Source organism: Leeuwenhoekiella sp. H156, assembly GCF_052218455.1.
Classification (GTDB): domain Bacteria; phylum Bacteroidota; class Bacteroidia; order Flavobacteriales; family Flavobacteriaceae; genus Leeuwenhoekiella; species Leeuwenhoekiella parthenopeia.
Genome location: NZ_CP197499.1, coordinates 1,489,176 through 1,515,129 on the forward strand (window position 1 = coordinate 1,489,176; position 25,954 = coordinate 1,515,129).

A 25,954-nucleotide genomic window follows, 5' to 3' on the forward strand; every position below is an offset into this window, starting at 1 on the left:
AGGCTTGCTTCGCGGCTCTTGCGTTTTGTTTAACAGCATACCACCGCCGCTTTTTGTATTTTTACAGCCATGAAAATGACCTCTCAGGATAAAGCCATGTTGATCACCTTTAGCGGTGCGGCTTTTCTTTTTGTGGTATTTCTGTTTCTTACCGTAAAACCTTACGACACTTCGCAGGTAGAAGAATTTATTCCTATCCCTATCATTCAAGATGAGCCTAAAGAAGAACCAACGCCTCAAGAAGTCGAAGAACAAAAGCAATTGCAGTCTCAGCAAATTACCAATCAGGCACAGAGCAGCAACCGGGAAGTTCGGGAGGCCAACCGGTATTTTAGCCAGCAAAATCAGGTTAACGACGCATTAAAAACCGATTCTGAAACGCTGGAACCTTCAGAAGACACAGAGGGTGAAGATGAAAACTTTCCCGATTACCGGGAGCGTATTGCACTCTTACGCCAAAAACGGAGGGAAGAACAATCTGCCGGAGATTCAAAAACGGCCGAAAAAATTTCAAAAGTAAACACCTCGAGCTACCGCCGCAGTACGGTGACGTATCAGCTTAAAGACCGTAATGCCGTGCAAATTCCCAATCCTGTGTACACCTGTGATGCCACCGGAAAAGTGGTAATCAATATTGAGGTTAACGGCAGTGGCGGGATTATTAAAGCTTATTTTAACAAAAGTGCTTCGAGCACGTCTAATGGCTGTTTGGTAGATCAGGCATTGGAGTATGCTGAGAATGCCATTTTCAATAAAAGCGACCGTGCCACACAGCTAGGTTCGATTACATTCGAGTTTCAAGGTTAAGCACACGCAAAATCTCGATCAATTCGCCCAAAATCGATTCCCCTTTATCTTTATTGTACCAAAGCTGCAGCGACTCTCTAAATTCTGAAGTGATCTCACCGTGTTCTGCTTTAAAATCTTCAACCAGCTTTTTTGCAGCCGAAGAGCGCGAACCCCAGGAAGCTAAAACTTCTTTGGTATGCGGATCCTGAATGACCAATTTTGGAATTGCCTTAGCTCCGTTTGATAAAAAGGCGTCCATTAATTGGGGATGATCGTCCCGCAATACCACTCTGAAGTCAATATTGGGTAGGATTTCAGCTATTTTTTGCATCACGGCAGTTGCCGGGGGCGCGTCACCACACCAGCTTTCGGTGAGCAACAGCCAGTTCAGCGGCCGGTCAAAACCACTGATGAGTTCCTGCTCAGCTTCAGTGAGCTTAAAGGTTTTATCCCAGCGTTTCATACGGCGGTCGTTGAGCAGGGTGTAATTTGATAAAGCTTCGGTTTGGGTATGGCCGGTGCTGGTAAACGATTGGGCATGCGAGCCCACCAGCAACCGGTAATCTGCGTAGGTCATTCCAGCTTTAAAAGATTGGGTGACCAAATCCTGGCGTTCTAAAGTAGTTATTTGCATAGACCAGAAGTCGGGCATTTTTTAACAAACTTACAGTCCCACACAGGCTTTCAGCCATTAGATTCAATATCTTTAAGGTCTAAACGCAGGACTATGAATAAGCACAGGTGTGGCTGGTGTGCAGGTGATGCGCTGTACGAAGCCTATCACGATACCGAATGGGGCGTGCCCATTTATGACGACAACACTATTTTTGAATTTTTAATTTTGGAAACCTTTCAGGCGGGACTCAGCTGGATCACGATTTTGCGCAAGCGCGAAAACTTTCGCGAAGCGCTGGATGATTTTGACTACAAGAAGATTGCCAATTACGGGGAAGAAAAATTAGAAGAACTGCTCAACAACCCCGGAATCATTCGCAATAAACTGAAGGTTTACGCGACCGTGAGCAATGCCAAAGCCTTTATGAAAATTCAGGAGGAGTTCGGTTCGTTTTCCAAATACATCTGGAGTTTTGTAGATCACAAGCCCATTCAAAACCAGGTTGAATATTATAAAGAAGCTCCGGCTACTACGGCAATTAGTGATGCCTTATCTAAAGACCTAAAGAAGCGAGGTTTTAAATTTACCGGTTCAACCGTAGTTTATGCGCATATGCAGGCCACCGGAATGGTGAATGATCACGAAATAAATTGTTTTCGATACGAAGAAGTAAAAGCAATGAGTTTATGAAACACCCTATTTTAGCTTTACTGATTGTACTCTCCAGCCTTACCTACGCACAAAACGTCAAGCAGGAGTTTGAACAGGGCATAGAGGCCGATGAGATGCCTCAAGCGGCGATCCGGTATTTACAAAGCCTGGAAGGAACTAAAAAGCGGCTTCAGTATTACCGCGAGCAGGACGGTGATCGGCAGAGTTTTGAAGCCAAGTTTAAGATTGGCAGATCAAAATACAGTGCAGAGTTTGACCGGGACGGAATGCTGGAAGACATTGAAATCATACGAAATCAAAAAGAAATGGGGACCAGCCTGACAGCTGTAAATAACTATCTGGAGACCAATTTTGAGCGGCATCGTATTGAAAAAATACAGGCGCATTATGAACCAAAAGCTGCTTTTGACACAGCCAATCCCGGAATACCCGATGCCTGGGAACTTATTGTAGCTACAAAAAACACAGAAAACAAACTGGAGCGTTTTGAGATGACTTTTGACGCTGATGGTAACTTTTTAAAATCCCGTAAAGTGGTACGCCAGTCTTATGAATTTCTCCTTTTCTAAAGTATTTGTACTAATACTGCTGCCTTTTGGCCTATTTGCTCAGGACACACGCTATCTGAGCCAGCACGAGATTGCCTTTAATTACAGTCCGCCATCTCGCTGGGGCTATAATTTTGAAATCACCAATCGCAACACCTTTCCCGAAGAAGACAAGCCCTATGCGGTGCAGCATCTGGAGTTTTCGCACTTTACGACTTATGAGAGTGGATTCTACGGCAGTTTGAGTTTGGGATTACGCTATCGCAACCGGGACTGGTTTGAGCCCGGCCGCAGTAACGAGGTGCGACTTACGCAACAGTATAATTATGCCCGTAATTACAACCAATACCGGCTGGGACATCGTTTTAGAATCGAGCAGCGCTTCTATGATACTGAAACCGTTCACCGTGCACGTTATCGTCTCAATCTGGACTTTCCGTTGCAGGGATTACGGCTTGATGATGGGGAATTTTACACCGCAATAGGTCTCGAGACCCTGTACAGCATTTCGGCGTTGGAAAAGCCTGAACTCAATCAGCGATTTACCTTAACTCTCGGAAATCAGATCAGCGGCACCCTGAAACTGCAAATCGCTGCTGAGTATCGAAAGGAAGATTTAACACTAGATCAGGAAAATCGCGTGTTTTTCTATACTGCGGCAAAGATTAAGCTTTAAACTGAAAAGAATTCTTACTTCAGGAATTCCAGAAACGTTTCCCGTGGAATTTCGCGTGCGCCCATGCGATCCAAATGCTCGTTATACACCTGGCAGTCTATGAGTTTGTAATCGAGCTTTTGAAGTTTTCGCGCCAGCGTAATCAAAGCAAATTTACTGGCATTGCTTGCGTGGCTAAACATACTTTCACCACAAAACACCTTTTTATCGGCCAGGTTGATCCCATACAAACCGCCCACCAGCTTAGCATCCTGCCACACCTCAACCGATTCTGCAAGACCTTCCTCGTGTAGCTTGATGTAGGCTTCAACCATCTGGTTTGTAATCCAGGTGCCGTGTTGCCCGCCTCGTTTTATACGCTTGCAATTCAAAATCACATCGGTAAAGCAGGTGTTGTAAGTAACTGTGAAATGCCCCTGGTTAAATACATTCCGCATAGATTTTGAAACATGAACTTCTTCAGGGAAAAGAACCATGCGCGGGTCTGGAGACCACCACAACACCGGCTGACCGTCATTATACCACGGGAAAATCCCTTTGGCATAGGCATCCTTGAGACGGCTTAACGACAAATCTGCGCCTACTGCAAGCAGACCGTCTTCATCTGCATGGCGGTAATCTGGGAATGGTTGATCTGAGGTGATATAGACGATAATGCTGGATTTTAGAGGGTATAAACCGGAAACCCCCGAAACTTAGTGAAAGTATCGGGGGTTTCGGTTTGTTTTAACGCGATTTTAGAACGGTAAATCGTCGTGATCGTCATCATCAAAGTCTGATGCCGGCTCAAACTGATCTGCCGGTGGTACCGGAGGCACGCTTCCTGCCGGTGCAGATTGATCTGCATTTTCTATACGCCAGCCGTTAAGACTGTTGAAATATTTGGTTTCACCCTGTGGGCTTACCCACTCGCGACCTCTAAGATTGATGCTGATTTTTACGTTTTGTCCCGGTTTAAAGTTGTTGAGCAAATCGGTTTTATCCTGTACAAACTCGACCATGATGGTTTGTGGATATTGTTCTTCGGTAATTACAACTATTTCCCGCTTTTTGAAGCCGCTACCAAAGGTTTGAACGTCTCCTATAAGTTTTACTTTTCCTTGTACTTCCATTTTCTTCTGTTCTTCTTTAAATTTTAATGTCTTAAGCCAAAATCAATTTCCAGGCTTCCTGTATCTTATTGTTGCTGATCAATTCCTGTATTTTACCATGCAGGGCAGGGCTGTTTTTAGCTGCTGCCAAATCTTTAAGTTCGGCTTCCGTTTCTAAAAAAGCCTGAATTTCTTCCGCTTGCGGCAATACATCAACATTGCCCAGACGTCCCAAATCGTTTCCGGTGAGGATGCTGCTGGTTCTAAAGGCTTCGGGAATCTGATCAACACCAACCCCTAAGTTACGCAAAGGTTTTGGCACTTCAAACATTCCGTCAATCGCACGGGTGTACCAGTTGCCTCCCATTCGGGCTACCAGATCAATTTTATGATCGTCAATAGTACCCGCTTCGGTGAGAATGTTTTCGTGCAAATGCATACGCACCACCTCGCAAATCACCAGGTTTCCGGCGCCGCCCTGGTCACCCATGGCGACTACCTCTTTCACTTTACATTCGAGCTGTACCGGCGATTCTTTTACCCGAAAAGGTTTAACCGCTTCAGATTCCAACTTGGTAAAACCGGCTTTCACAAACTCGTCAACACCCGCATCATACTCGGTACTGGCCAATGACATTTGCTGTACCATCGCATAATTTACAATATTAATCACGACCTCTTTGGTCTCCAAAATATTGTCTAAGGTATGCTTGGTAGTATTGTCTCTGCCGCGACGCACGGGCGAAAACACCACGATAGGCGGATTAGAACTAAACACGTTAAAAAAGCTGTACGGTGCAAGATTAGGCCTGCCCTCAGCATCCAGAGTGCTGGCAAAAGCAATAGGCCGCGGACTCACAGCCCCCGCAAGAATACCGTAAACCGTCGCATTATCGCTGGCGGCCGGATCAAGTGTTTGAGTCTTAAATTGCATCCCGCAAAGGTAGGCATACGCAGGTACACTTAAAACCGTTTTACAGACAATAATTCTTTGAGAAATGCTTTATATTTAAACTATCGGAGCACTTCTAAAAATTATAAGGGTGGAAGAAAATAAACACAAAAGATTATGGGATTATGTAGAATTAACTCCAAATTGGCTTGATTGCGATACATCAGCACTTGACGACATCTCACCCTCATGGTATGAACGCCGTGAGGTATTACAGAGTAATTCAAAAGAATATCAGGAATTTATAACTGAATTAAAAAGAGAACACGCAATTGAAACAGGTATTGTTGAAAAAATGTATGATCTTGAGAAAGGAATTACGGAAACTTTTATTAAAGAGGGATTTTATGCATCTTACATCAGCCATACAGACACAAATGTTCCAATACCTAAACTACTCTCCCACTTATCAGACCATTTAAATGCTGTGGATTTTGTTTTTGATGTCGTTAAAGAGAATAGGGAGCTTACTATTGGATTTATAAAAGAACTTCACGCACTAGTCACCCGAAATCAAGAAATTACTGAAGGAAGAGACCAATTTGGAAACAAAACCAATATTCCTCTTATTAAGGGAAAATTTAAAGTACATCCTAACAACCCATCCAGAGAAGATGGAATAAAAATAGAATATTGCCCTCCTGAACACGTTGAATCCGAAATGGACAATCTTGTGAAAATTTATAATGATGCTGACAGGGAAAATATTCATCCGTTAATTTGCGCAACCTGGTTTCATCATGCTTTTACAATCATACATCCTTTTCAAGATGGAAATGGGCGGGTAGCAAGATTGCTAGCTAGCTTAATTTTAATTAAGAACGGCTTATTCCCCTTTACTGTTTTAAGAGAAGAAGCCAAGGTCAAGTACATTACGGCACTTGAAAAAGCGGATCTGGGCGAGCCACAGATGTTAGTAAACTATTTTGCAGAGGTACAAAAGCGACATATAGAAAAGGCTCTTAATTTAAAAGAAGTTTCTAGTTCATCTTTCGAAGAAATTGCTAATATATTTACAGGAAAAGTCGAGAAATGGCAAAAATCTGAACAAGAAAATCGAATTAACCTACTTAATAATTCAAGAAATCAGGTTTTTGATTTTTGTTTAAAATATTTAAACGAAACAAAAAATAATCTTGAAAAGCGATTAAACGGTGGCTCACAAATAACTATTGAATTTTGCTCTCCAGAGGAGGATGGAAGACAGTATTTTTATCAGGGACAAATCATAAAATATGCTAAAAAGCACGACTATTACTTTAATCGAACCCTCCCGAAAGGTTGGATAACATTCCGCATTGATTTGTCTGAAACAAAGAGATATCAATTAGGTATTACATTACACCATTACGGCTATGACGACAAAACTCTAGCCTTGGGTGCATTTCTTGAATTTTTTCAATCTGATGACCTAAGCGAAAGAATAGACTCAACCTTACCATTGGAAATAAAACCCCATGTTATTTCAATTTCAAAGGATATTGAATCAAAAGAAAAAAATATTAGAACGTTCCTTGAAAATGCAGTTACATTAACATTGGCCCAAATAGCAAGTGAACTTTAACAACAAAAGTCAGAAGATTTGGCTTTCGGCGAAGCTAGAATAATCGATTCCCAAAATAGCTATTAAAGACCTCAGTTTATGAAGTTTAACCGAGATCAGCGCTTTGTACGCTGGTTTATCATTTTTGCAGCAGTTGTCATCACGGCACTGATTTTATGGAATGTCTCGCTGTTTTTTGATCAGCTGAAACAGGCCGAGCGGGATCGTATGGAAATCTGGGCTTCGTCAATGGAAGCTTTAAATACCGAAGACATCAACCAGTATTATGCGCTAAGCCAAAAAATCAATAGCCGCAACCAGTACATCCCCATCATTATTACCGATTATAAAGACAGTATTGTTAACAGCATCAATATCCCAAAGGGAGTTCTCGATAGCCCGCAGCGCTCTCAGGAAATGCTTCGGGAAATGGCGGCAGAAAATGAGCCCATACGCATAGACATTTTGGGGGGCGATCTTTGGTATGCCTATTACGGGCATTCACCGGTAATCAACCAGCTTAAGTATTTTCCCGTGGTGCTGGTCATCATTGTCATTCTCTTTATTGCGGTTATTTATTTCTTTTACGCCACGTCAAAAGCTTCAGAACAAAACCTGCTCTGGGCCGGTATGGCCAAAGAAACCGCGCATCAAATAGGCACACCCTTGTCTTCTCTCGTAGGCTGGACCGAAATTTTAAAAACCGAAAATGTCAACCCGGAATACATCGAGGAAATCAATAAAGATATTGCGCGACTCGAGATTATAACCGGACGATTTTCAAAAATAGGAAGCGTCCCGAAACTGGAAGCCAAAAACATCATTACCGTAACTCAGGAAGCATTTGAGTACCTGTCTAAACGCAGTTCTAAGCTTATCGATTTTCAAATTGATGTACCCCAGGGACAACTTTTTGTGATGCTTAACGAAGAGCTCTTTGCCTGGAGTATAGAAAATCTGGTTAAAAACGCCATCGATGCGATGAAAGGAAAAGGCACGCTTACCTTAATCATCAAAAGAGATACGCGCTATGCTAAAATTCTCATTAAAGATACCGGCAAAGGCATCCCAAAAATGAATTTCTCAACCATCTTTGAACCCGGTTACACAACAAAAACCAGAGGCTGGGGATTGGGACTTTCACTCACCAAGCGTATCATCGAAGAATATCACGATGGACAGGTTAGAGTACTTCACAGTGAGATCAATAAAGGAACAACCTTTCAAATTGCCCTTAAACTTATCAATTAATGAACGACCGCCTTCGAAATATGAACGTGAGTATACTTTCAGACAACTGGTATACCCTCAAGAAAGTAGATTTTGAATATTTAAACAATCAAAATGTCTGGGAAAAGCAATCACGAGAGGCCTACGATCGCGGGAATGGAGCCGTGGTATTGCTTTACAATCCCGATAAAAAAAGCGTGATTCTTACCCGGCAGTTTAGAATGCCCACCTACCTCAACAAAAATCCCGACGGGATGATGATTGAAGCCTGTGCCGGTCTTCTTGATGAAAATGACCCCAAGACGGCCATTATCAAAGAGATTGAAGAAGAAACTGGCTACCGCATTACCGAGGTTGAAAAAGTTTTTGAATCCTATATGTCTCCCGGCTCTGTGACCGAAATTCTATATTTTTTTATAGCTACCTATTCTAAAGGCCAAAAGGTTTCTAAAGGTGGTGGCTCTGAGGATGAAACCGAAAATATTGAGGTGCTTGAATACGATTTTCAGGAAGCGCTGAGACTGATTAAAACAGGCGAAATTAAAGACGCAAAAACAATCATGCTTTTACAATATGCCCAAATAAATCTGGGAGATCTGCTCAAATAATTTATTTTCGCAGTACCAACCTAAGCTTGATTTATGGCCGAAAACTACGTGAAATTTGGGGAATCAAAACTGCGCAATAACTGTCCTAAATGCTATGCTCAAGACGGATTGAAGTTTAGTTTTTACAATAAAATTGAAGATACTAAACTCTATACCCGTGCGACGAAACAGGTAAAAGGAGAGCTTAATTGTAGCCACTGCGAATCTCAGATTTATCCTGCTTTATGGACCGATGAAATAGACCGAATCTATCTCTATAACCTGAAACGCGTAGGCAAACCTGAAACCTATCAACGCTTTAAGCCACTTGCTATTTATATTTTGGCAGGAGTTGTTCTTGCAGGTGCTGCGGCAGCCTTTGGTATTTATTATTTAAAGACTAAATAGCCGCGTTGATTTCCTGAGCCAAAGCCGCCAATTCTTCAGAAGACATGGCTGTTTTATTCAGGAAACGCGCATCTTCCATTGTAGTAAGCGGAATTAAGTGTACGTGAACGTGCGGAACTTCAAGCCCTATAACAGAGACGCCAATACGCTTGCAATCCACTACTTTTTCCAATCCCAAAGCAACCTTTCGGCTGAAAGCCATAAGCTCCATATAATCGGTTTCCGAAAGGTCAAATAGCTTGTTTACTTCCTTTTTGGGGATACACAAAGTGTGGCCTTTAGCATTCGGGTTGATATCCAGAATGGCGATATGCTTATCGTCTTCTGCAACGATGTGACCCGGGATTTCCCGATTGATTATTTTGGTAAAGATTGAAGGCATCTGGCGAGGGTTATTGGGTTATTTAAAAAAGATATTTCGTATTTCGTATTTCTACTTTCCAATCAGTCTCTGCTGATTTCCAGAATATCAAACTTCATGGTGCCATTAGGAACGCTAACCTCGGCGACCTCCCCTTCCTTCTTGCCTAAAAGTCCTTTACCTATAGGAGAATCTACCGAAATCTTTCCGCTTTTCAGGTCGGCTTCACTTTGTGCAACCAGCTTATAGGTCATCACGGCTCCATTAGTCTGGTTCTTGATTTTTACGGTAGAATGCACCAAAACTTTTGAGGTGTCTAATTGCGACTCATCGATTATACGCGCATTGGCCACGATCTCCTCCATTTTAGAAATACGCATCTCCAGCATTCCCTGAGCTTCCTTAGCCGCATCGTATTCGGCATTTTCACTCAAATCGCCTTTATCGCGTGCATCGGCTATGGCCTGTGACGCTTTAGGACGCTCAACATCTTTAAGCTGATTGAGCTCATCCTTTAATTTTTTTAATCCTTCCGCAGTATAGTATGATACTTTACTCATAACTTCGTTTCTTTATGCACAATGTGTGTGGTGTATTTTCGTTTTCAGGGTGTGTTTACTCCAAAATGGAAAAGGCCAGAGGTATAAACACAAAAAATCCCATTATAAACGGGATTTGTAGTGCTAATATACGAAATTATTAATTCTTAGTTCTAAAATCTCACAAATTGACAATGTCGTTTTCTTCGGTTTACCTTAAAAAAATTAGCTGTATTCTGGTTTTAGTACTCGTAATGAGCTCCTGCAGTTCTGATGATGCCCGTATTAACAATCCCAATCTCACGCCCATTGCTTTTAACGTAAGCCTAAATACCAATTTACCGGAATATAGCAATTTGCAATTCCCCGGTAATGCAGTTTATGTAGGTAATGTTGGAATACAGGGTGTTTTTGTAATCAACACCGGCACGGGAATACGCGCATGGGAGGCTGCAGATCCCAATCACGTGCCTAATCAATGTTCGGCAATGGTTTTAAATGGGGTCGAAGTAACCTGCTCCTGTGAAGACAACACCTATAATTTGTACACCGGTCAGGATAAAGCTCAGAGCCAGCCTTATACCCTGCTTCCGTATCGGGTTGCTCAGGAAGGAAGTCTGATTATTATTTCGAATTAGGTTTACAACTCTTTGGCTTTTTGGTGTTTTTGTTGTTTGTATATTTAAGAATAAATAAAATCGCATTATGGATTTAGAAACTCGAAAAATATCATTTGTTCAGGAATTTTTACGATTACAAAATGAGGAAATCGTAACTGGTCTTGAAAATTTGATGCGTAGAAAAAAAGCAGAATTGCTCGAGAAAAATCTCAAACCCTTGTCAATTGAGGAATATAATGCTGAGATTGATCAGGCAATGGAAGACTCAAAAAACGGCCGAATGATTAAAGCTGATGAATTACAATCGAAAATTAAGAAATGGAGCTAGAGGTTTACTGGTTGCAATTGGGCGAAAGTAAACTCGAAGACATATACGGTTATTATTCCCTGAAAGCAGGGAAAAGAATAGCCAGAAAACTAGTAAGCGGAATAGTAGATAAAACAATAGGTCTCGACAAAAATCCTGAAATAGGTCAAATAGAAACTATTTTAGAACACAGGGATCAGGAATTCAGGTATCTGGTTTTCAAAAATTATAAAATCATTTACTGGATAAACTACGAATTTAAACGTATTGAGATTGCAAATGTTTTTGACACCAGACAGTCTCCTGAAAAAATGGATGATATCCCATAAGGGATAAATAAGTTTTAACTTGATTCTTCAGCCCTTCAATTTAAACCAAAAAAAACTGCCCGAAGATTAACCCCGGACAGCTTTCAATTACTCAATCATAAAGTTTTAAAATCGAACGCTGGCACCCACTAAAAAGTTGATTTTTGCCTGCGGATAATAACCTGTCCCTTCAATAGTTGTCACCGTTCCGGGATTTGTAAAATCATCATCATACGTGAAAAAATATCCGTTGGAGACGTATTCTTCACTTAGGAAATTGTTTACTAGCAACGTAAGTGTAACCGATTTGGCAAAGCCCAATGCTCCCAAATCATACTGTGCATTGAAGTCATTTACAAAATAGGCATCCAGCTTCGAGCTTTCTGCATCAATGTTACCTAAATACTGCTCGCCAACATATTTGGACAATAATGACAGCCGCAATCCTTTCGTTGGAAAATAATCAATACGGTTTGCTGTCACGACATTTGGTGAATAGGAAATATTGGTATTTCCTAAATTCTGCAATTCACCATCCCGCTCAAAGAAAAAATCCCTGTTTTTATTGGTACTCAACGCAATGTTAGGTGTCGTAGCCAGCATACCCGGTATGATCTCCAGGCCTGCCTCGATCTCCAGACCCAGTCTATAACTTGACCCGCTGTTTTGACGAATGGGCGCTCCCACATCATCAATAGCACCGGTAAGCACGAGTTGATTGCGGTAATCCATATAATAGGCATTAGCATAAACCCGGGCGCGAGCTGTAGTATATCGGTAGCCCAATTCAAAATCATTAAGACTTTCAGGAACGGGATTTCCGTTTTCAAAATCGGTACGGTTGGGTTCGCGATTGGCCCGTGCGTATGACGCATAGATACGATTTGATTCATCTAAGGTGATAGTCACACCGGCTTTGGGATTAAAAAACGAATAGTTCTCGTCGATTATAAAATCTTCGCGGTCGTTATCTATCCCGTCTGTCTCATAACTTATAAAACGGCCCTGTACATCTCCAAAGACACTCCATATATCGTCAATTCTCCAGGTTGCTTTGGCAAATGTGGTAAACTCGTTCTTATCTGCAGTACCAAAATAGTAGCGGTATCCGGCTTCTTCAGTCTGCGAAAAATAGCGGGCCCAGACAATTTCCCCATAATGATCTCCACTATACAAACTACCAAAAATCCCCGCATCAAAATCGATGTTTTCGTCAGAATAATTGGTGGTCAAATTCGCCACATAATAGCGGTTATCTAACCAGCGACGGCGTATTAAATCGGTATCGGTTTGCAGCTCGCCATCTACCTCGTAAGGCTCCCAGCCTAAAGCTTCAAATGTTGCGTCATTGGTGTACATTATATTTTCATAATACCAGGAATCCACATATTCCTCATAAAATCCGCGACCCATGGTATAGTTCAACGCCAGGTTTGTAGACCAGCCGCCATCGTATTTCTGGTTCCACAATAGCTGCACATGATCCTGCTTGTAATTATCAACCTGATTATTGTAAAAGCCTTCAAAATTGCCTTCATCATCATACTGAAATCCTATGGGATTAAACCTGCGATCTGTTGCCAGGGTTTCGGCATCAATGCCGTTCCAGGACTGGTAGGTAATCTCATGACCGCCAAAGACAATAGCTTTAAGCAAAGTGTTTTCATCCCGGTAAGAACCCTGAAGAAAATAAGATTTCAAATCAGAACTGGCGCGATCTACATAGCCGTCTGATTTAATGGCCGAAAGCCTTCCGGAAAAACTAAAATGATCACTAATGAGGCCGGTACCGAATTTTACATTAGCCCGGCTGGTGTTAAACGATCCGCCCGAAGCATTTACTTCGGCATACGCTTTATCGTCTGCCGCATCGGTCAGGATGTTTAAGCTGGCTCCAAAAGCTCCCGCACCGTTTGTAGAAGTCCCCACCCCGCGCTGCAATTGCACGCTCTGAATAGAACTGCTAAAGTCCTGAAGGTTCACAAAAAAAGTTCCCAGACTCTCTGCGTCGTTGTAGGGAATCCCGTTAATGGTCACATTGATTCCCTGATTTCCCGTACCCCGTACCCGGAATCCTGTGTAACCAATGCCGGCACCGGCGTCTGAGGTGGTGACCACACTGGGCAGGTAGTTGAGCAAAATAGGCAAATCCTGCCCCAGATTGCGCTCCTCGATTTCCTGTTTAGAAAGATTGCTGTAGGTGATGGGAGAGTCGGCATCAACCCTGATGGATTGCACCAGAACTTCGTCCAGTTTGTTGACTTCGGTCGTGTCTATGACCGGTTTTTGTTGTGCGAGTGCGCCAAAAGTTGTTAGGCTGGCAGCACAGGCGAATAAAAGAGTTTTCATCCGTAAAATGATTTTTACGAATAAAAGGGGCAATTATTCCGTGTTACTATTAGTTAATAAATGCAATGTTGCTTAAAATTCAACCGATCGTCACCGGCATTTTAAGCGTTTCCCTTGGCAGCATTATCCGCCCAGGTTCATTGGGTATGATCTCAGCTCGCTTTCCGGTCACCCGGAAGTTTAAGCACCCCTTTGAGATTAGGCGGCAAATGTAAGGCAATAAAACTGTTTTTATAAAAGATTTAAGGAGTTTTCCCTGCTTCAGACTTAATTTTAATTTTCAATGAAAAACACCAAAAGATCCATAACGCTCAAAGTACTTACCGGTTATATAATGATCGGATTGCTCGTATTTTTGGCTATTTGGCTTATTTACCCCGAATTAAAAAAAGTTATCTACCCCCCTCAACAAGAGCAGACGGCCAATAAAAAACTCACGTACATCAGCAACGCGCTTAGTTATTTATACAAGGCTGAAACTATAGGCAGAACCGCTATGGCCACGGGTTCTCTAGATCAGTTTAATACCTATACCCAGGTGGCAGACAGTATTGATCAGGCAATAGACTCACTACAGTTAATTACTGCAAGAAAAAATCAAAAAACGCAGCTCGACAGCATTCAACTATTGCTGGGTGAAAAAACCAAGAATATCAAAACCATGGTGCGCCTGCGCCAGGAGCAATATTCACGTAATTATTATGACGAAGCTTTATCTGAATTGATCAAAGAAGACATCTATTTTGAAGATTATGCCAATGATCCGCGGCTCGATTCTTTGGACCCCTATTCAAAAAAAGTAGTGGTTGATTTGATGGAATACATTAGAAAAGACAACGCCGATAAGGATCAAAACATGACGGCAATGGCCCAAACCGTCCGGGAAACCCTTGCCAGGATCGAAGCTCGCAAGAAAGAACTGGAATTAAATATCATCAACAGGGAAAACAATTTACTGGGTAATGATCGTAACCTCAACCTGAAAATTCGCAATCTCTTAAACGCTCTTGAACGCGAAAGTTCTCTTACGGCAAGAGAGCGCGAGGCAGAACTCAATAACCGCATTGCTGCTATTACTAAAACACTTCAAATCATAGGCCTTATCAGTATCGTCCTGGCAATCGGGTTTATCATACTTATTTTCAAAGACGCCTCACGCAGCCAGCAGTACAATAAAGACTTGCAGAAAAGCAACGAGGTGACTCAATCGCTTTTAAAAAGCCGCGAACAATTGATGGCTACCATCACGCACGATATGCGTTCGCCATTAAATACGGTCATAGGTTTTACCGATTTGCTCAAAAAAACACCCTTAGAACCCAAGCAACAGCGCTATCTGGAAACTGTAGAAAAATCTGGAGATTATATTCTGAATCTGGTCAACGACCTGCTCGATTTTTCAAAACTTGAAGCCGGTAAAATCAAGATTGAAAACATTCCGTTTAATCCTGAAAAACTCGTAAATGATGTGCTTGTCGTGAGTTTACCCAAACCGCTTAAGGAAGGGATTGAGATAACTACACATATAGGCGAAGAAGTCAATCAGCTATTTATAAGTGATCCCTTTCGCATAAAGCAAATTTTAAGTAATCTCGTAACCAACGCTTATAAATTTACCCAGAGCGGAAGCATTACAATCACAGCAAATTACCAATCGGGTGAGTTAATTTTTAAAGTTATAGACACCGGATGCGGTATTCCTAAAGAGCAACAAGAGCATATTTTTAAAGAGTTTGCACAGGCCGAAGAAACCACCCAGCGTAAATTTGGTGGCTTTGGCCTGGGACTTTCTATTTCCCGGCGACTTACCACATTGCTCAAAGGTGACCTGAAATTAGAAAGCACACCTCATAAAGGGAGTACGTTTACCCTAATCATACCGGTTGAAAAGTCAGGAAAGCTTGCAGAAAGTCCTTCAAAAAATCAAAGCCCGGCAGCCACAGAAAAAATTCTTATTCAGCACGTTTTGCTGGTAGATGATGAACCGGCACAATTGCAACTTGCCCGGGCATTATTTGCAAATTATGATTTGCAGGTAACTACTGCCTTTAACGGAGCGGAAGCTTTAGAACTCCTCAATAAAAATAGACCTGATCTTATTCTTACAGACATTCAAATGCCGGTGATGGATGGAATTTCATTGATAAAAGAATTGAAAAAAAGCAAACAGTTAAAAACAATTCCGGTTATTGCGCTTAGTGGTAATGCTACCTTAAAAAAATCAGATTACCGGTTTTTCGGGTTTGCCACGCATTTAGAAAAACCCTTTAAACCCGCTGATCTTATACAGACTGTTGAGACTATCGGGATGCTGAAAACCAAAGCTTCAATTGCAGAAGGGAATCACATAGAATCAACAAAAACGCATTTCTCACTAAATCAACTACGGGCTTTTACCGGAAATGATCAACAGGCGCTAGCCAGCATACTGCATATTTTTAGCACCAGTACAGCTGAAAATCTGTTAGCATTAGAGCAAAACAAGCGCGATACTGACAGTATTAAAGAGATTGCTCATAAAATGTTGCCTATGATTCGGCAACTTGAAGCGCACACCTTAATCGCCCTTCTGGAAAAGCTGGAAGGCTTAAAGTCTAAAGAGCAGCCAAAAAGTAATCTGTCAGAAATTCTTGCGGAAGTACGGGAGCAAAGTCAGATTTTGCTCGAAGAAATCGGGCAGTATCTTAAAGCTTAATCCCGTAGTGTTTTAATTTATTGTAAAGCGTTTTTCGGTCGATATCCAGCAGGCGTGCGGCTTTACTTTTATTTCCTCCCGCCTGTTCCAGAGCATCCAGTATGCGCTCCTGCTCATTTTCGGCATTATAAAGCGAAAAGGGATTATGCGTTGTATCGCGCTTCACCAGCAATTCTTGTGGTAAAATTGAAAGGGGAATAATCTCATCGGTACTCAGCAAAACCGAACGTTTAACTACATTTTTTAATTGTCTCAGATTGCCCGGCCACTCATAATTCTTTATCGCTTCGACAGCCTCGTCTGAAAACCCGGTTACCTGTTTTTCCAACTCTGCGTTTGCCTGATCCAGAAAAACATAAACAAAAAGCATCAAATCTTCCCGACGCTCCTTAAGACTGGGCATCCTGATCGAAAATTCATTCAACCTGTGATAAAGATCCTCCCTAAACTCACCGGCTTCAATGGCTTTTTCCAAATCTTCGTTGGTTGCTGCTATAACCCGTATGTCTACTGAAATTTCAGTATTACTACCCACGGGCTTTACTTTGCGTTCCTGTAATGCCCTCAGGAGTTGTACCTGCAACTCGTAAGACAAATTACCTATTTCGTCAAGAAATAAGGTTCCTCCATTTGCTGCTTCAAAATGCCCCACTTTGTCAGAGACAGCTCCGGTAAACGAACCCTTTACGTGACCAAAAAACTCACTCCCGGCCAGTTCTTTTGGTATTGCACCACAATCAACAGCTATGAAAGCAGCTTCCTTTCGCTTACTCTTATCGTGAATACTTTTGGCTACATATTCCTTCCCCGTACCGCTGTCACCTATGATTAAAATAGACATGTTTGTTGGGGCAACGAGATCTACATAATTATTCAGCTTTAATGCTGCATCGCTCACACCTACTATAAAGTCTGATTTCGCGCCCGAAGTACTCCCTGATACAGCTCCGGTTGATTTCGTATTTTGTTGGTCTGCACCTTCCTGGGGCTTTACTTCAAGATTTTTTTTAATGATGCTGAGAAGTTCATCGGGACGTACCGGTTTTGAAATATAATCAACAGCACCCCGCTTCATCGCTTCGACAGCTTTATTCACTTCAGCATAGCCGGTCATCAGAATAACCGGACACACCTTACTGCTGTCATTTACCCATTTCAATATACTCAGCCCATCGTCGTCAGGCAATCGCACGTCGGTAATGATCAGATCAAATTGCTCTTCTTTCAACTTATTCCTAGCCTGAGATGCTGTGAAGGCAGCAGTCACCTGAAAACCGTTCTTTTCTAAAAAGGTTTCCAGCATTTTACAAAATGCCACATCATCTTCTATTAGTAATATTTTGGCCAAACCGATAAATTTTATTTAAAAGTACAAACACCTTTAATTTTGCTAGAGTTCCGTATCCTAAAAAAGGTTAAACAAACCCATTTTTAAGAGAACGTTCCAGACAGGTATATGGTATACGCAAAAAAGCCCCGACTTGCATCGGGGCTTACCTTTTGAATCATTAACCATTCTACAATTAAGAATTCAAAAATGGGAAACTTAACCTACTCTTTGGGCTCAATCCATTCACCGGCAGCATTGATGTATGCTGTTTCGGCTTCAGCTCCTTCTTTTTCAAGCGTGAGTTTAAAAGTTTTCTTTTCGGCATCTGCCCAGGCTTCAGTCACAGTTGCACCAGCCTTATCTTCTTTTACCGCATCTGTTACTGTAACAGGCAGTTCAGAAACTTCAATAGGCGTGTATTTTTGAATGGGTGCTTCTACCTGTGTTTTAGCTACGGCCATCTCACCACCGGTTTGTTCCTGAGCATTTATATTCTGTGTAGCGAAAAGCAAAGTTGCTGCTGCGGCTACGGTCATTACCAGATTTTTCATAATTAAAGTATTTTGTGCACGAGTTGTGCGGATTATTGAATTTGATTAAAATTTATTTTTTCTGAATTTTCACCCACTTACCTTCTTCATTGATGTAAGCTGTTTCCATCTCAGCGCCTTCAGCCTGCAACATGAGTTTGTAGACTTTGAGTTTCTCATTGTAGAACGCCTGATCAACAGTTGCCCCGGCCTTATCTGCCGCTACTGCAGCAGTTACTTTTTCAGGTAAAGCTGAAGTTTCTACCTTTTCAAACCCATCCTGTTGTGCTGGTGCCTGAACTTCGGTTTTGGTCATCGCTACATCTTCTGAAGAGGTTTGAGCATTTATATTTTGTGTTGCAAATAGCATTGTTGCTGCTGCAGCTGCGGTCATAACTAAACTTTTCATAATTTTTAGATTTTATAGAATTGTAATTTGTTTTATTCAAGAGTTTCATTCGCAAACTCGGGAGATATAATAACAAGATTGTACCAAAACCTGAAGCAGACCTATTGATCCTATAAAGTTTTGAATACCAGCTAACTAAAAAATACTGCGAAGAATCAGAAACTGTGGAACAGCATATATTCCACAAAAAAAATGTGGAAAAAATCCACACTTTTTGAAAACATTTATTTGAAAACTAAAAATCAGGCGGTTTACGGTTTGCCTTTTTCTGGGCGTTTTGCTTTTTAGATTCGAGCCTACGCTTTTTCGAAGCCAAAGTAGGCCGGGTCTTTTTTCGTTTTTTGGGTATTACCAAAGCTTTCTCCAGCAGCTGGACCAAATTCTTAAAAACTTCTTCCTTGTTTTTATGCTGACTTCGGCTTTGATCGTAAGATAGCACCAACTGGTTCTCTGTAGTGAGTTTGGAAGCCAAACGTTGACCTAATCGCTCTTTTTGCTCCTCTGTAAAAACAGCCGAAGCTTCAAGATCCCAGTGTAGCATGACCTTTGTAGATGTCTTATTCACGTGCTGGCCTCCGGGACCGCTACTACGCACCGCTTTAAACTCACATTCAGATTGCAGGATTTTCTTATTCATTAAGACTGCGCCTGATGAGCCGGTTTTAATAGGTCATTTACCGTTTTAACCGGGTTGAAGGTTTCCAGAGGTACTTCAACAAACAACGTATTCCAGCGGGCCATCGCGCCATTCCACAATCCCGGAAGTTCGAGAGCTTTAATCTCGTTACTACCATCGGTTTTATAAGCGATGAAAGCCAGATCGGGATTTACGTAGTCGAGCAGGTTGTATTTTTCGCCCTTATAATTACGCACCCCGGCAACAATATCAACCGGATTGAAATGGGTAGACTGTTTGAAAATTTCCTGCTGATCTGCATCCTTTTCATTTACCTGTGCGCTTTCAATAATTTGAAGGGCTACTTTTCCGCTTTCATCTTCCACCCAAAACGGTCCGCCGCCGGGCTCACCTTCATTTTTAACCATTCCGCAAACGCGAATAGGACGATCAAGCAATTCGGCCAAATAGTTTTTCTTTTCGCTCTGCGAAAAACTCGAATAGGCATCATCAATACGCGTACTAAAATCTTCTTTTAAAAATGCGACCAATTCGTCAAGCTGGGCATCGGTGATGCTGTCTTCGTCTAAAAGTGCTGCATATTTAAAAACCTGCTCCTGCTTTTTAAGCAGTAAACCGGCCAAAATACGCTTGGAGCGTGCCAAAGCGTGAATCTGATCCTGTACCAGAACATTATCAATGTTTTTGATAAAAATCAAATCGGCATCCACATCGTTGAGATTTTCAATAAGCGCCCCGTGACCGCCCGGTCTAAATAACAATTTACCGTTTTCCTGACGGTACAATTTATTATCCATCGTAACCGCAACGGTATCGGTTTCCGGTTTCTGAAACGAATAACTTACGTCAAAATTCACCCCCGTGGTATTGCTTACCGAAGCATGAATGGTATCGTATTCCTTCCGGAAAGCTTCTTCGTGCTCCGGAGAAACCGTAAAATGCAGGGATGCGTGATCGTTTTTAGCCGCATAGGCCGCTGCCTCGTGCAGGTGCTCTTCAAAAGCAGTTGCCTTATAACAACCGTAATAGTGAAAGGGTATTAAACCTTTAGGCAAACTGCCGTAATCTTCACCATCTGCTGCCATCATGGTTTTGATAAAAGCATATTTTTTGGCACTCTCATCCTCCAAAGCAGATTTATCAAGCTTATCCATAATATGATGGTAAAACGGAAAGTTTTCGTAGCCATCAAAAAAAGCCTGCATATGTTTATCACCTGTGCTCTCTAAAAATGCATCAATAGATTCTTTTTCGGGATTGTATTCTTCGAGAAACTGATAGATTTTTTTAAACATACGGCTGGCTGCGCCAGATGCCGGAGTGAATTTCAATAAATCGAGTTCCTGCTTTTTACGTTCATAAGCGTCAAGGTATTGTAACTCCTCATCGTTTGAAAGTTTAAAAATACCATCAGAAACGGTTGCGGGCGCGACAAGCTTAACGTTGGGCACTCCGTTTACAAATAGTTCAATCTGTGATTTGACCTGATCGAGCGTCAACCCATGATTTTTAATTTCGTTGATTTCCTGGTCTGTAAAGTTCAATTTAGTCTGGTGTTTAGTTGGTTGGTAATTTGTTTGATGCGCTCCTCCAGATTGCCTTTAACGAGCATATAGGGCCGGTTGTGTTGAATTAACGCCTGTTCAAAAAGCCTGAACATCTCTTCACGCTGGCCGGGTCGATCTCTTAGATCATCTGCCTGCCAGGGCACATCTATATAAGTAAGAATATACAGATCATATCTGGAAGTCAAAGCGGCCTCCCGCACACGCTCATCACACCAACCGTCAAAATAGGCCTCACTGTAAACCATTGTTTCCAAGAGGTCTGTATCACAAAATACTATTTTTTCTTCAGAATTAACAGCAGTGTTTTCCAATTTCATTTGTCCTGCAGCAATGGGGAAAATATCTTGAGGCTCGCAAATTTTTTGCTGCTCATCCCATTTTTGCTGAAGGTACTCCCGTGCAAATTCTGGTACCCAGGTGCCGTTGTAGTGTTCTGAAAGTTTTTGGGAAAGCGTAGTCTTGCCGGTACTCTCCGGACCGAAGAGTACGACTTTTAAGCAATTACCGGGTTTTTGTTGAGGTATTTTTTCCAAGAGATATAGCCGTAAATAGCAAGCCCAGTAAAAATAAGATATTGTAAACTGGTAAATGTGAAACCTTTGTAAAAATACAGCGGTACCGAAATTACATCTCCAAGTATCCAATAGATCCAGTTCTCAAGCTTGCGGCGTGCCATAAGCCACATTCCCACAAAGAAAATTGCTGTGGTAAGCGTATCTACATAAGCCGTCCAGTCATTCCACTTATCAAAAGCCGTATACACGATAAAGACAAAAACAATAGTGGCGATAAATATTATTGCTGAAATCTGATGCTCTTTGGCAGTAGTCGAAGTAATGGGCGTAACGTGCTCTGCATCTACCTTGCGCGTCCAGATGTACCAGCCGTAAACACTCATCGAAAAATAATAGGCGTTGATCATCATATCACCCAGTAAACCCCATTTAGCCAGTAAATACACGAAAATAGCGGTGCTGATCATCCCAGTAGGATACACCCAAATATTATTTTGCTTTGAAAACCATACTGAAAGCAAACCGAAAATAACACCTATTAGTTCCAGGACAATGGAAGACGTCTCATAATCGGAGTACTGCCCAAACAGGAAATCGAGTGTTTCAGCCATAGCTTAAATTCTGAAATTTCCGTTTTCAAAAGCGGTGCCCACGACAACAAGGTCTGCCCCAGCAGAATATGCGCGTTCCAGCTGTTCCCGGGTTCTAATCCCACCGCCTACAATAAGGGGAATATGGATCGCTTGCTTCACTGCTTTTATAATTTCGGCAGAAACGGGAGTTTTCGCTCCACTTCCGGCTTCGAGATAGATTAATTTTTTACCGGAATACTGCCCTGCAAGCGCAACGGCTACAATATGGTCAGGATCATCCTGTACGAGCGGTTGCGTTTTGCTCACCCGCTGCACTGCGGTCTCAGTGCCGCCATCAATCAGGATATAGCCGGTGGGAATGATTTCTAAGGCTGAATTTTTCAGCTTATCGACCGATTTGATCTGCTGGCGAATGAGATACTCGGGGTTTTCACCCGAAATCAAACTCAAAAAAAGAAGCGCATCTGCTTCAGCGGTTATCTGATTGTGATCCCCCGGAAAAAGAACCACAGGCAAACCGGAATGTTTTTTAAGCTCCCGTACCGCAAGCTGCGTTTGTGCTGCGGTTGCCGTGCTTCCGCCTACAAAAAGGTGTGTCGTGTGATCAGGAAGCGCTTCAATCTGCTTTTCCAGATCCTGAAGCCTTAGTTCTTCAGGGTCAAAAAGAATCGCAAAGCAAGGCTGCCCGAGTGCTGCTGCCCGCTCCAATTGTGAGTAGATAACACTTCCGCTATGCGTAAAATTGCTGATCATAGCGCCAGGGCGTAAACGCAGGTAAAACCTTCAAACTCCAGGAAATCGATCGCATAATTGCTTTTATTGCCTTCGTAACTAATACTTGCCGTGGTTTTTGAATCCTCAAAATCGAAATCTTCCACATAGATATGCTTCAGAAAACTGATACCCTTAACCCCATAAATTTTATACAGCGATTCTTTGGCACCCCAAACAATCGTAAGCTTTCGTATCAAAGCATCCTCATTGGCCAACGTGTGGTATTCCTTAAGCGGCGTAAAGCGTGAGGCGATACGCAGAATTTTATCGCGCTGCATTTCGATATCAATACCCACTTCGGTATCGTCGCTGACGATTATCGCCGTAAAATTATAGGAATGGGTGATCGAGATGTATTTGCCGTCCCGAAGATGGGGTTTCCCGTTATCGGTGTAGTACAAATCCTGATCGGTATAGCCCGCCTCGTGCAACAGGTGTCTGATGCTAAGGAATCCCCTTCGGTGCAACTCCGATTTCATACTCTCTAAACGAGCTCTGCAATGCGAAGTCAGATTTACATTTTGTTCCAAATCTTCAAGAGGCTCTTCTACCTTCCAGATGTAAATCGTGGTAGTGGGATTTGGCGTTATTGTTTTGAAAAGTGGCACGTTAAGTAGCGGATATTACGTATTTTTGCAAAAAATAAGAATTGTAAATATAAGACTATGTCAACGAAAACAGTGCAGTACGTTCCTTATAAAGTCAGAGATATTTCTTTGGCCGCCTGGGGAAGAAAAGAAATTGAATTGGCCGAAGCAGAGATGCCGGGCCTTATGGCTTTACGTGAAGAATACGGAGCAGAGCAGCCTCTGAAAGGAGCTCGTATTGCCGGTTGTTTGCATATGACCATTCAAACCGCAGTTTTGATTGAAACCTTGGTTGCTTTAGGAGCTGACGTTACCTGGAGCTCCTGTAATATTTTTTCTACACAGGATCATGCCGCAGCTGCGATCGCAGCAGCAGGCATCCCGGTTTATGCCTGGAAAGGAATGAACGAAGAAGAATTTAACTGGTGTATTGAACAAACCCTGTTTTTTGGAGAAGACCGCAAGCCGCTGAATATGATTCTTGACGACGGAGGGGATTTAACCAATATGGTACTTGATCAATATCCGGAATTAGGCCCCGGTATAAAAGGCCTTTCTGAAGAAACCACAACCGGAGTTCACCGTCTGTACGAGCGTATGAAAAAAGGCACACTTCCTATGCCTGCCATCAACGTTAATGACAGTGTAACCAAGTCTAAATTTGACAATAAATTTGGTTGTCGCGAGAGTGCTGTTGATGCCGTGCGTCGTGCAACAGATGTGATGCTTGCCGGCAAGCGCGTAGTAGTATGCGGTTACGGGGATGTAGGTAAAGGTACCGCTGCTTCTTTTAAAGGTGCTGGTTCTATAGTCACCGTTACCGAAATTGATCCTATTTGTGCCCTACAGGCTGCCATGGACGGTTTTGAAGTTAAAAGACTGGAAACCGTTGTTGCCAATGCAGATATCGTGATTACCACAACCGGTAATAAAGATATCGTACGCGGGGAGCACTTTAAAGCTATGAAAGACAAAACCATAGTATGTAACATCGGCCACTTTGATAACGAGATTCAGGTTGCCTGGTTAAACGAAAATTATGGTGACACCAAAGATGAGATCAAACCTCAGGTAGATAAATATACTATTGACGGTAAAGACATTATTTTATTGGCGGAAGGACGTTTGGTAAACTTAGGTTGCGCAACCGGTCACCCCAGTTTTGTAATGAGTAACTCCTTTACAAACCAGACTTTAGCACAGATTGAGTTGTGGAAAAACAGCGACAATTATCAAAACGAAGTTTATATGCTGCCTAAGCATTTAGATGAAAAAGTTGCTGCTTTACACTTAGAGAAAATAGGTGTAGAATTGACCAAACTTAATGAAGAGCAAGCCGATTATATTGGCGTTGAAGTTGAAGGGCCATATAAGCCGGAATACTACAGATACTAGTTTAAGATCTGAGACTTTAGATATTAGATAAAACCCTCGCAGTGATGCGGGGGTTTATTTTTTCACCAGGGTCATCTGCGCTTTTTCGCCCTTTTTAAGGTTTGTTATGGTACGAACGAAGTTGCGTGTATCTTCTACTTCAAGACGCACCGTATTAGGTGCAGAAGTGCCTTCACTCACCGCCTCAACGCGAATAACGGTCTGAGGTTTTGCCAGACGAACTTCCAGTATTCTTTTGTCGTGTAAAACCGTATAGTTTTCTAAAACGGGTTTATCATCAATAAATAAATTAACCTGATCCCCGTCTTCCTTTCCGGCATCGTAAATCACGAGCTTGATCTTTTGATCCCGCGTGTAAATATTCAGGTTTTCGTTTTTGGCGATTATGTTTCGGCTTATGGTATCAAGCACTCGGCCCACGCTCACTTTCTGTTTTACGGAGTCTGCGATTCGGCCGTTACGCTGAATCTTGCGATCTATTTTAGCCAGACGTTCAGCGATTTTACCCTGATCGTTGAGTAAAATTTCGCCATTCAGACATTTAGTCCCATCGGCATACTTTCCTTTAAATGCACCGCTAAAAGCACCGGTACGGTCTAAATTGCGCACCTTTCCTTCAAAATGAACAAAGCAAAAATCCTTTTGCACCACCGGAGACTTGGTGTAAACAATATCGTATTCTGAAAATGTTAGGCGACTATTTTTTTCGTCGTAATAACCTTTAACATTCGATTTTGTCTCGTGTTTACCGGTGTAGTCGGTTAATGAATATCCTTTGATGGAATCGTTTACCTTTTCAAAGGTAAGCCGGTAACTGATGAAGGACGAATCATTTAGTTTTATAACCCCCAGGTAGTCATAGCTTTGAGCAAACAGGCTAATCGATGAAAAGAGAAAAATTAAGAAAAAGGGAAATTTATTTTTAAGAGTCATACTTTTTACTCGTACTTTTAGGAAACTAATTTAATACATTAACTATGAACTTAAGAATTACTTTTCTTTTTGCTTTACTACTTATGGTAAGCATTCCGGCATTTGCAGGATTCCCTGTAGAGCGCCGTGCAGCAGCAGAAACAACTACTCTTGTTGCAAACGAAGATGAAGCTGCTGACGAACTGGTAAGCCCTGCTGCTTATGCATTAGATAGCCAAATGACAGCCCTTTTACTATGGGTTTTCTTATGGCCTTTTGCTGCTCACCGCTGGTATCTTAAAAGTCCAATAGGATGGAACATTTTATTTATCCTCACTTTTGGAGGTTTAGGTATCTGGGCAATTGTTGACCTTATCGACATCATTACCGGAAGCTATCCCGGACTATAGTCT

General features: G+C 42.1%; 31 protein-coding genes. 14 read left to right on the plus strand and 17 right to left on the minus strand.

What is annotated here, in order from left to right:
• Positions 1-69 precede the first annotated feature (69 nt).
• The gene (locus tag ACSSS3_RS06280) at positions 70-807 is read left to right on the plus strand and encodes a hypothetical protein (protein WP_442846862.1); all 738 of its coding nucleotides are present in this window, start codon (positions 70-72) and stop codon (positions 805-807) included.
• On the opposite strand, the gene ACSSS3_RS06285 is transcribed toward ACSSS3_RS06280, so the two are convergent.
• Positions 785-1,441, minus strand: a complete 657-nt coding sequence (locus tag ACSSS3_RS06285) for a thioredoxin family protein (protein ID WP_442846863.1) — start codon at positions 1,439-1,441, stop codon at positions 785-787. The two genes, ACSSS3_RS06280 and ACSSS3_RS06285, sit on opposite strands and share 23 nt — an antisense overlap.
• A 75-nt stretch (positions 1,442-1,516) precedes the next feature.
• Here ACSSS3_RS06285 and ACSSS3_RS06290 point away from each other — a divergent pair, with 75 nt between their 5' ends.
• The 3 genes from ACSSS3_RS06290 to ACSSS3_RS06300 are packed head-to-tail and all read left to right on the plus strand — an operon-like array spanning position 1,517 to position 3,301.
• The gene (locus tag ACSSS3_RS06290; protein WP_442846864.1) at positions 1,517-2,095 is read left to right on the plus strand and encodes a DNA-3-methyladenine glycosylase I; all 579 of its coding nucleotides are present in this window, start codon (positions 1,517-1,519) and stop codon (positions 2,093-2,095) included.
• The gene (locus ACSSS3_RS06295; protein ID WP_442846865.1) at positions 2,092-2,646 is read left to right on the plus strand and encodes a hypothetical protein; all 555 of its coding nucleotides are present in this window, start codon (positions 2,092-2,094) and stop codon (positions 2,644-2,646) included. Before ACSSS3_RS06290 ends, ACSSS3_RS06295 begins: the two co-directional genes overlap by 4 nt.
• Positions 2,627-3,301, plus strand: a complete 675-nt coding sequence (locus ACSSS3_RS06300; RefSeq protein WP_442846866.1) for a DUF2490 domain-containing protein — start codon at positions 2,627-2,629, stop codon at positions 3,299-3,301. The genes ACSSS3_RS06295 and ACSSS3_RS06300 overlap by 20 nt, the downstream gene beginning before the upstream one ends.
• Before the next feature lie 14 nt (positions 3,302-3,315).
• Here ACSSS3_RS06300 and aat read toward each other — a convergent pair whose 3' ends face one another.
• From aat to ACSSS3_RS06315, 3 genes are all read right to left on the minus strand, one after another.
• Positions 3,316-3,954: a leucyl/phenylalanyl-tRNA--protein transferase gene (gene aat / locus ACSSS3_RS06305; protein ID WP_442847407.1), complete on the minus strand. Its 639-nt coding sequence runs from the start codon at positions 3,952-3,954 to the stop codon at positions 3,316-3,318.
• Between the two features lie 84 nt (positions 3,955-4,038).
• Complete coding sequence (locus ACSSS3_RS06310; protein WP_228228796.1) at positions 4,039-4,413, minus strand: DUF3127 domain-containing protein; 375 nt, start codon at positions 4,411-4,413, stop codon at positions 4,039-4,041.
• A 31-nt stretch (positions 4,414-4,444) separates the two neighbouring features.
• The gene (locus ACSSS3_RS06315; protein WP_442846867.1) at positions 4,445-5,326 is read right to left on the minus strand and encodes a flavin reductase family protein; all 882 of its coding nucleotides are present in this window, start codon (positions 5,324-5,326) and stop codon (positions 4,445-4,447) included.
• A gap of 109 nt (positions 5,327-5,435) precedes the next feature.
• Here ACSSS3_RS06315 and ACSSS3_RS06320 point away from each other — a divergent pair, with 109 nt between their 5' ends.
• The 4 genes from ACSSS3_RS06320 (at position 5,436) to ACSSS3_RS06335 (ending at position 9,112) form a co-directional block, all read left to right on the plus strand.
• Entirely contained in the window at positions 5,436-6,908 is a 1,473-nt protein-coding gene (locus tag ACSSS3_RS06320; RefSeq protein ID WP_442846868.1) for a Fic family protein, read from the plus strand.
• 78 nt (positions 6,909-6,986) lie between these two features.
• The gene (locus tag ACSSS3_RS06325; protein WP_442846869.1) at positions 6,987-8,138 is read left to right on the plus strand and encodes a sensor histidine kinase; all 1,152 of its coding nucleotides are present in this window, start codon (positions 6,987-6,989) and stop codon (positions 8,136-8,138) included.
• The gene (locus tag ACSSS3_RS06330; protein WP_442846870.1) at positions 8,138-8,725 is read left to right on the plus strand and encodes an NUDIX domain-containing protein; all 588 of its coding nucleotides are present in this window, start codon (positions 8,138-8,140) and stop codon (positions 8,723-8,725) included. Before ACSSS3_RS06325 ends, ACSSS3_RS06330 begins: the two co-directional genes overlap by 1 nt.
• A 33-nt stretch (positions 8,726-8,758) precedes the next feature.
• Entirely contained in the window at positions 8,759-9,112 is a 354-nt protein-coding gene (locus ACSSS3_RS06335) for a hypothetical protein (protein WP_228228800.1), read from the plus strand.
• On the opposite strand, the gene ACSSS3_RS06340 is transcribed toward ACSSS3_RS06335, so the two are convergent.
• Together ACSSS3_RS06340 and greA are read right to left on the minus strand one after the other, a co-directional pair.
• Complete coding sequence (locus ACSSS3_RS06340) at positions 9,105-9,494, minus strand: HIT family protein (RefSeq protein ID WP_442846871.1); 390 nt, start codon at positions 9,492-9,494, stop codon at positions 9,105-9,107. The two genes, ACSSS3_RS06335 and ACSSS3_RS06340, sit on opposite strands and share 8 nt — an antisense overlap.
• Positions 9,495-9,556: 62 nt before the next feature.
• Positions 9,557-10,033 carry a transcription elongation factor GreA gene (greA, locus tag ACSSS3_RS06345; protein ID WP_099645613.1) on the minus strand — a complete coding sequence of 159 codons (477 nt, stop codon included), beginning with the start codon at positions 10,031-10,033 and terminating at the stop codon, positions 9,557-9,559.
• 173 nt (positions 10,034-10,206) lie between these two features.
• Between greA and ACSSS3_RS06350 the strand changes: the two genes are divergently transcribed.
• The 3 genes from ACSSS3_RS06350 (at position 10,207) to ACSSS3_RS06360 (ending at position 11,268) form a co-directional block, all read left to right on the plus strand.
• A complete protein-coding gene (locus tag ACSSS3_RS06350) occupies positions 10,207-10,650 on the plus strand; it encodes a hypothetical protein (protein WP_442846872.1) in 444 nt (147 codons plus the stop codon).
• Positions 10,651-10,717: 67 nt separating this feature from the next.
• Positions 10,718-10,960: a hypothetical protein gene (locus tag ACSSS3_RS06355; RefSeq protein ID WP_442846873.1), complete on the plus strand. Its 243-nt coding sequence runs from the start codon at positions 10,718-10,720 to the stop codon at positions 10,958-10,960.
• Entirely contained in the window at positions 10,951-11,268 is a 318-nt protein-coding gene (locus ACSSS3_RS06360; protein WP_442846874.1) for a type II toxin-antitoxin system RelE/ParE family toxin, read from the plus strand. The genes ACSSS3_RS06355 and ACSSS3_RS06360 overlap by 10 nt, the downstream gene beginning before the upstream one ends.
• A gap of 105 nt (positions 11,269-11,373) precedes the next feature.
• Here the strand turns inward: ACSSS3_RS06360 and ACSSS3_RS06365 are convergent, their stop codons facing one another.
• Entirely contained in the window at positions 11,374-13,596 is a 2,223-nt protein-coding gene (locus ACSSS3_RS06365) for a TonB-dependent receptor (RefSeq protein WP_442846875.1), read from the minus strand.
• A gap of 283 nt (positions 13,597-13,879) precedes the next feature.
• Here ACSSS3_RS06365 and ACSSS3_RS06370 point away from each other — a divergent pair, with 283 nt between their 5' ends.
• Positions 13,880-16,291: an ATP-binding protein gene (locus tag ACSSS3_RS06370; RefSeq protein WP_442846876.1), complete on the plus strand. Its 2,412-nt coding sequence runs from the start codon at positions 13,880-13,882 to the stop codon at positions 16,289-16,291.
• Here ACSSS3_RS06370 and ACSSS3_RS06375 read toward each other — a convergent pair.
• The 9 genes from ACSSS3_RS06375 to ACSSS3_RS06415 all read right to left on the minus strand — a co-directional run bounded on the left by ACSSS3_RS06375 (position 16,281) and on the right by ACSSS3_RS06415 (position 23,255).
• A complete protein-coding gene (locus ACSSS3_RS06375; RefSeq protein WP_442846877.1) occupies positions 16,281-17,639 on the minus strand; it encodes a sigma-54-dependent transcriptional regulator in 1,359 nt (452 codons plus the stop codon). The two genes, ACSSS3_RS06370 and ACSSS3_RS06375, sit on opposite strands and share 11 nt — an antisense overlap.
• Positions 17,640-17,842: 203 nt before the next feature.
• Complete coding sequence (locus ACSSS3_RS06380) at positions 17,843-18,172, minus strand: hypothetical protein (RefSeq protein ID WP_442846878.1); 330 nt, start codon at positions 18,170-18,172, stop codon at positions 17,843-17,845.
• A gap of 52 nt (positions 18,173-18,224) precedes the next feature.
• A complete protein-coding gene (locus ACSSS3_RS06385) occupies positions 18,225-18,560 on the minus strand; it encodes a hypothetical protein (RefSeq protein ID WP_442846879.1) in 336 nt (111 codons plus the stop codon).
• A 235-nt stretch (positions 18,561-18,795) separates the two neighbouring features.
• Entirely contained in the window at positions 18,796-19,197 is a 402-nt protein-coding gene (gene arfB, locus ACSSS3_RS06390; protein WP_442846880.1) for an alternative ribosome rescue aminoacyl-tRNA hydrolase ArfB, read from the minus strand.
• Positions 19,197-20,741 carry a DUF4301 family protein gene (locus ACSSS3_RS06395; RefSeq protein WP_442846881.1) on the minus strand — a complete coding sequence of 515 codons (1,545 nt, stop codon included), beginning with the start codon at positions 20,739-20,741 and terminating at the stop codon, positions 19,197-19,199. The genes arfB and ACSSS3_RS06395 overlap by 1 nt, the downstream gene beginning before the upstream one ends.
• Positions 20,738-21,298 (minus strand): AAA family ATPase, encoded by a 561-nt coding sequence (locus ACSSS3_RS06400; RefSeq protein WP_442846882.1) that lies wholly within the window; start codon positions 21,296-21,298, stop codon positions 20,738-20,740. Before ACSSS3_RS06400 ends, ACSSS3_RS06395 begins: the two co-directional genes overlap by 4 nt.
• Positions 21,259-21,891, minus strand: a complete 633-nt coding sequence (pnuC, locus tag ACSSS3_RS06405; RefSeq protein ID WP_442846883.1) for a nicotinamide riboside transporter PnuC — start codon at positions 21,889-21,891, stop codon at positions 21,259-21,261. The genes ACSSS3_RS06400 and pnuC overlap by 40 nt, the downstream gene beginning before the upstream one ends.
• A 3-nt stretch (positions 21,892-21,894) precedes the next feature.
• Positions 21,895-22,626, minus strand: a complete 732-nt coding sequence (locus tag ACSSS3_RS06410; RefSeq protein ID WP_442846884.1) for a geranylgeranylglyceryl/heptaprenylglyceryl phosphate synthase — start codon at positions 22,624-22,626, stop codon at positions 21,895-21,897.
• A complete protein-coding gene (locus tag ACSSS3_RS06415; RefSeq protein ID WP_442846885.1) occupies positions 22,623-23,255 on the minus strand; it encodes a 4'-phosphopantetheinyl transferase family protein in 633 nt (210 codons plus the stop codon). The genes ACSSS3_RS06410 and ACSSS3_RS06415 overlap by 4 nt, the downstream gene beginning before the upstream one ends.
• Before the next feature lie 57 nt (positions 23,256-23,312).
• On the opposite strand from ACSSS3_RS06415, the gene ahcY reads away from it, so the two are divergent.
• A complete protein-coding gene (gene ahcY, locus ACSSS3_RS06420) occupies positions 23,313-24,629 on the plus strand; it encodes an adenosylhomocysteinase (RefSeq protein WP_228228827.1) in 1,317 nt (438 codons plus the stop codon).
• A 54-nt stretch (positions 24,630-24,683) separates the two neighbouring features.
• Here the strand turns inward: ahcY and ACSSS3_RS06425 are convergent, their stop codons facing one another.
• Positions 24,684-25,562 (minus strand): hypothetical protein, encoded by an 879-nt coding sequence (locus tag ACSSS3_RS06425; protein WP_442846886.1) that lies wholly within the window; start codon positions 25,560-25,562, stop codon positions 24,684-24,686.
• Positions 25,563-25,606: 44 nt separating this feature from the next.
• On the opposite strand from ACSSS3_RS06425, the gene ACSSS3_RS06430 reads away from it, so the two are divergent.
• Entirely contained in the window at positions 25,607-25,951 is a 345-nt protein-coding gene (locus tag ACSSS3_RS06430; protein ID WP_228228829.1) for a TM2 domain-containing protein, read from the plus strand.
• Positions 25,952-25,954: the final 3 nt, after the last annotated feature.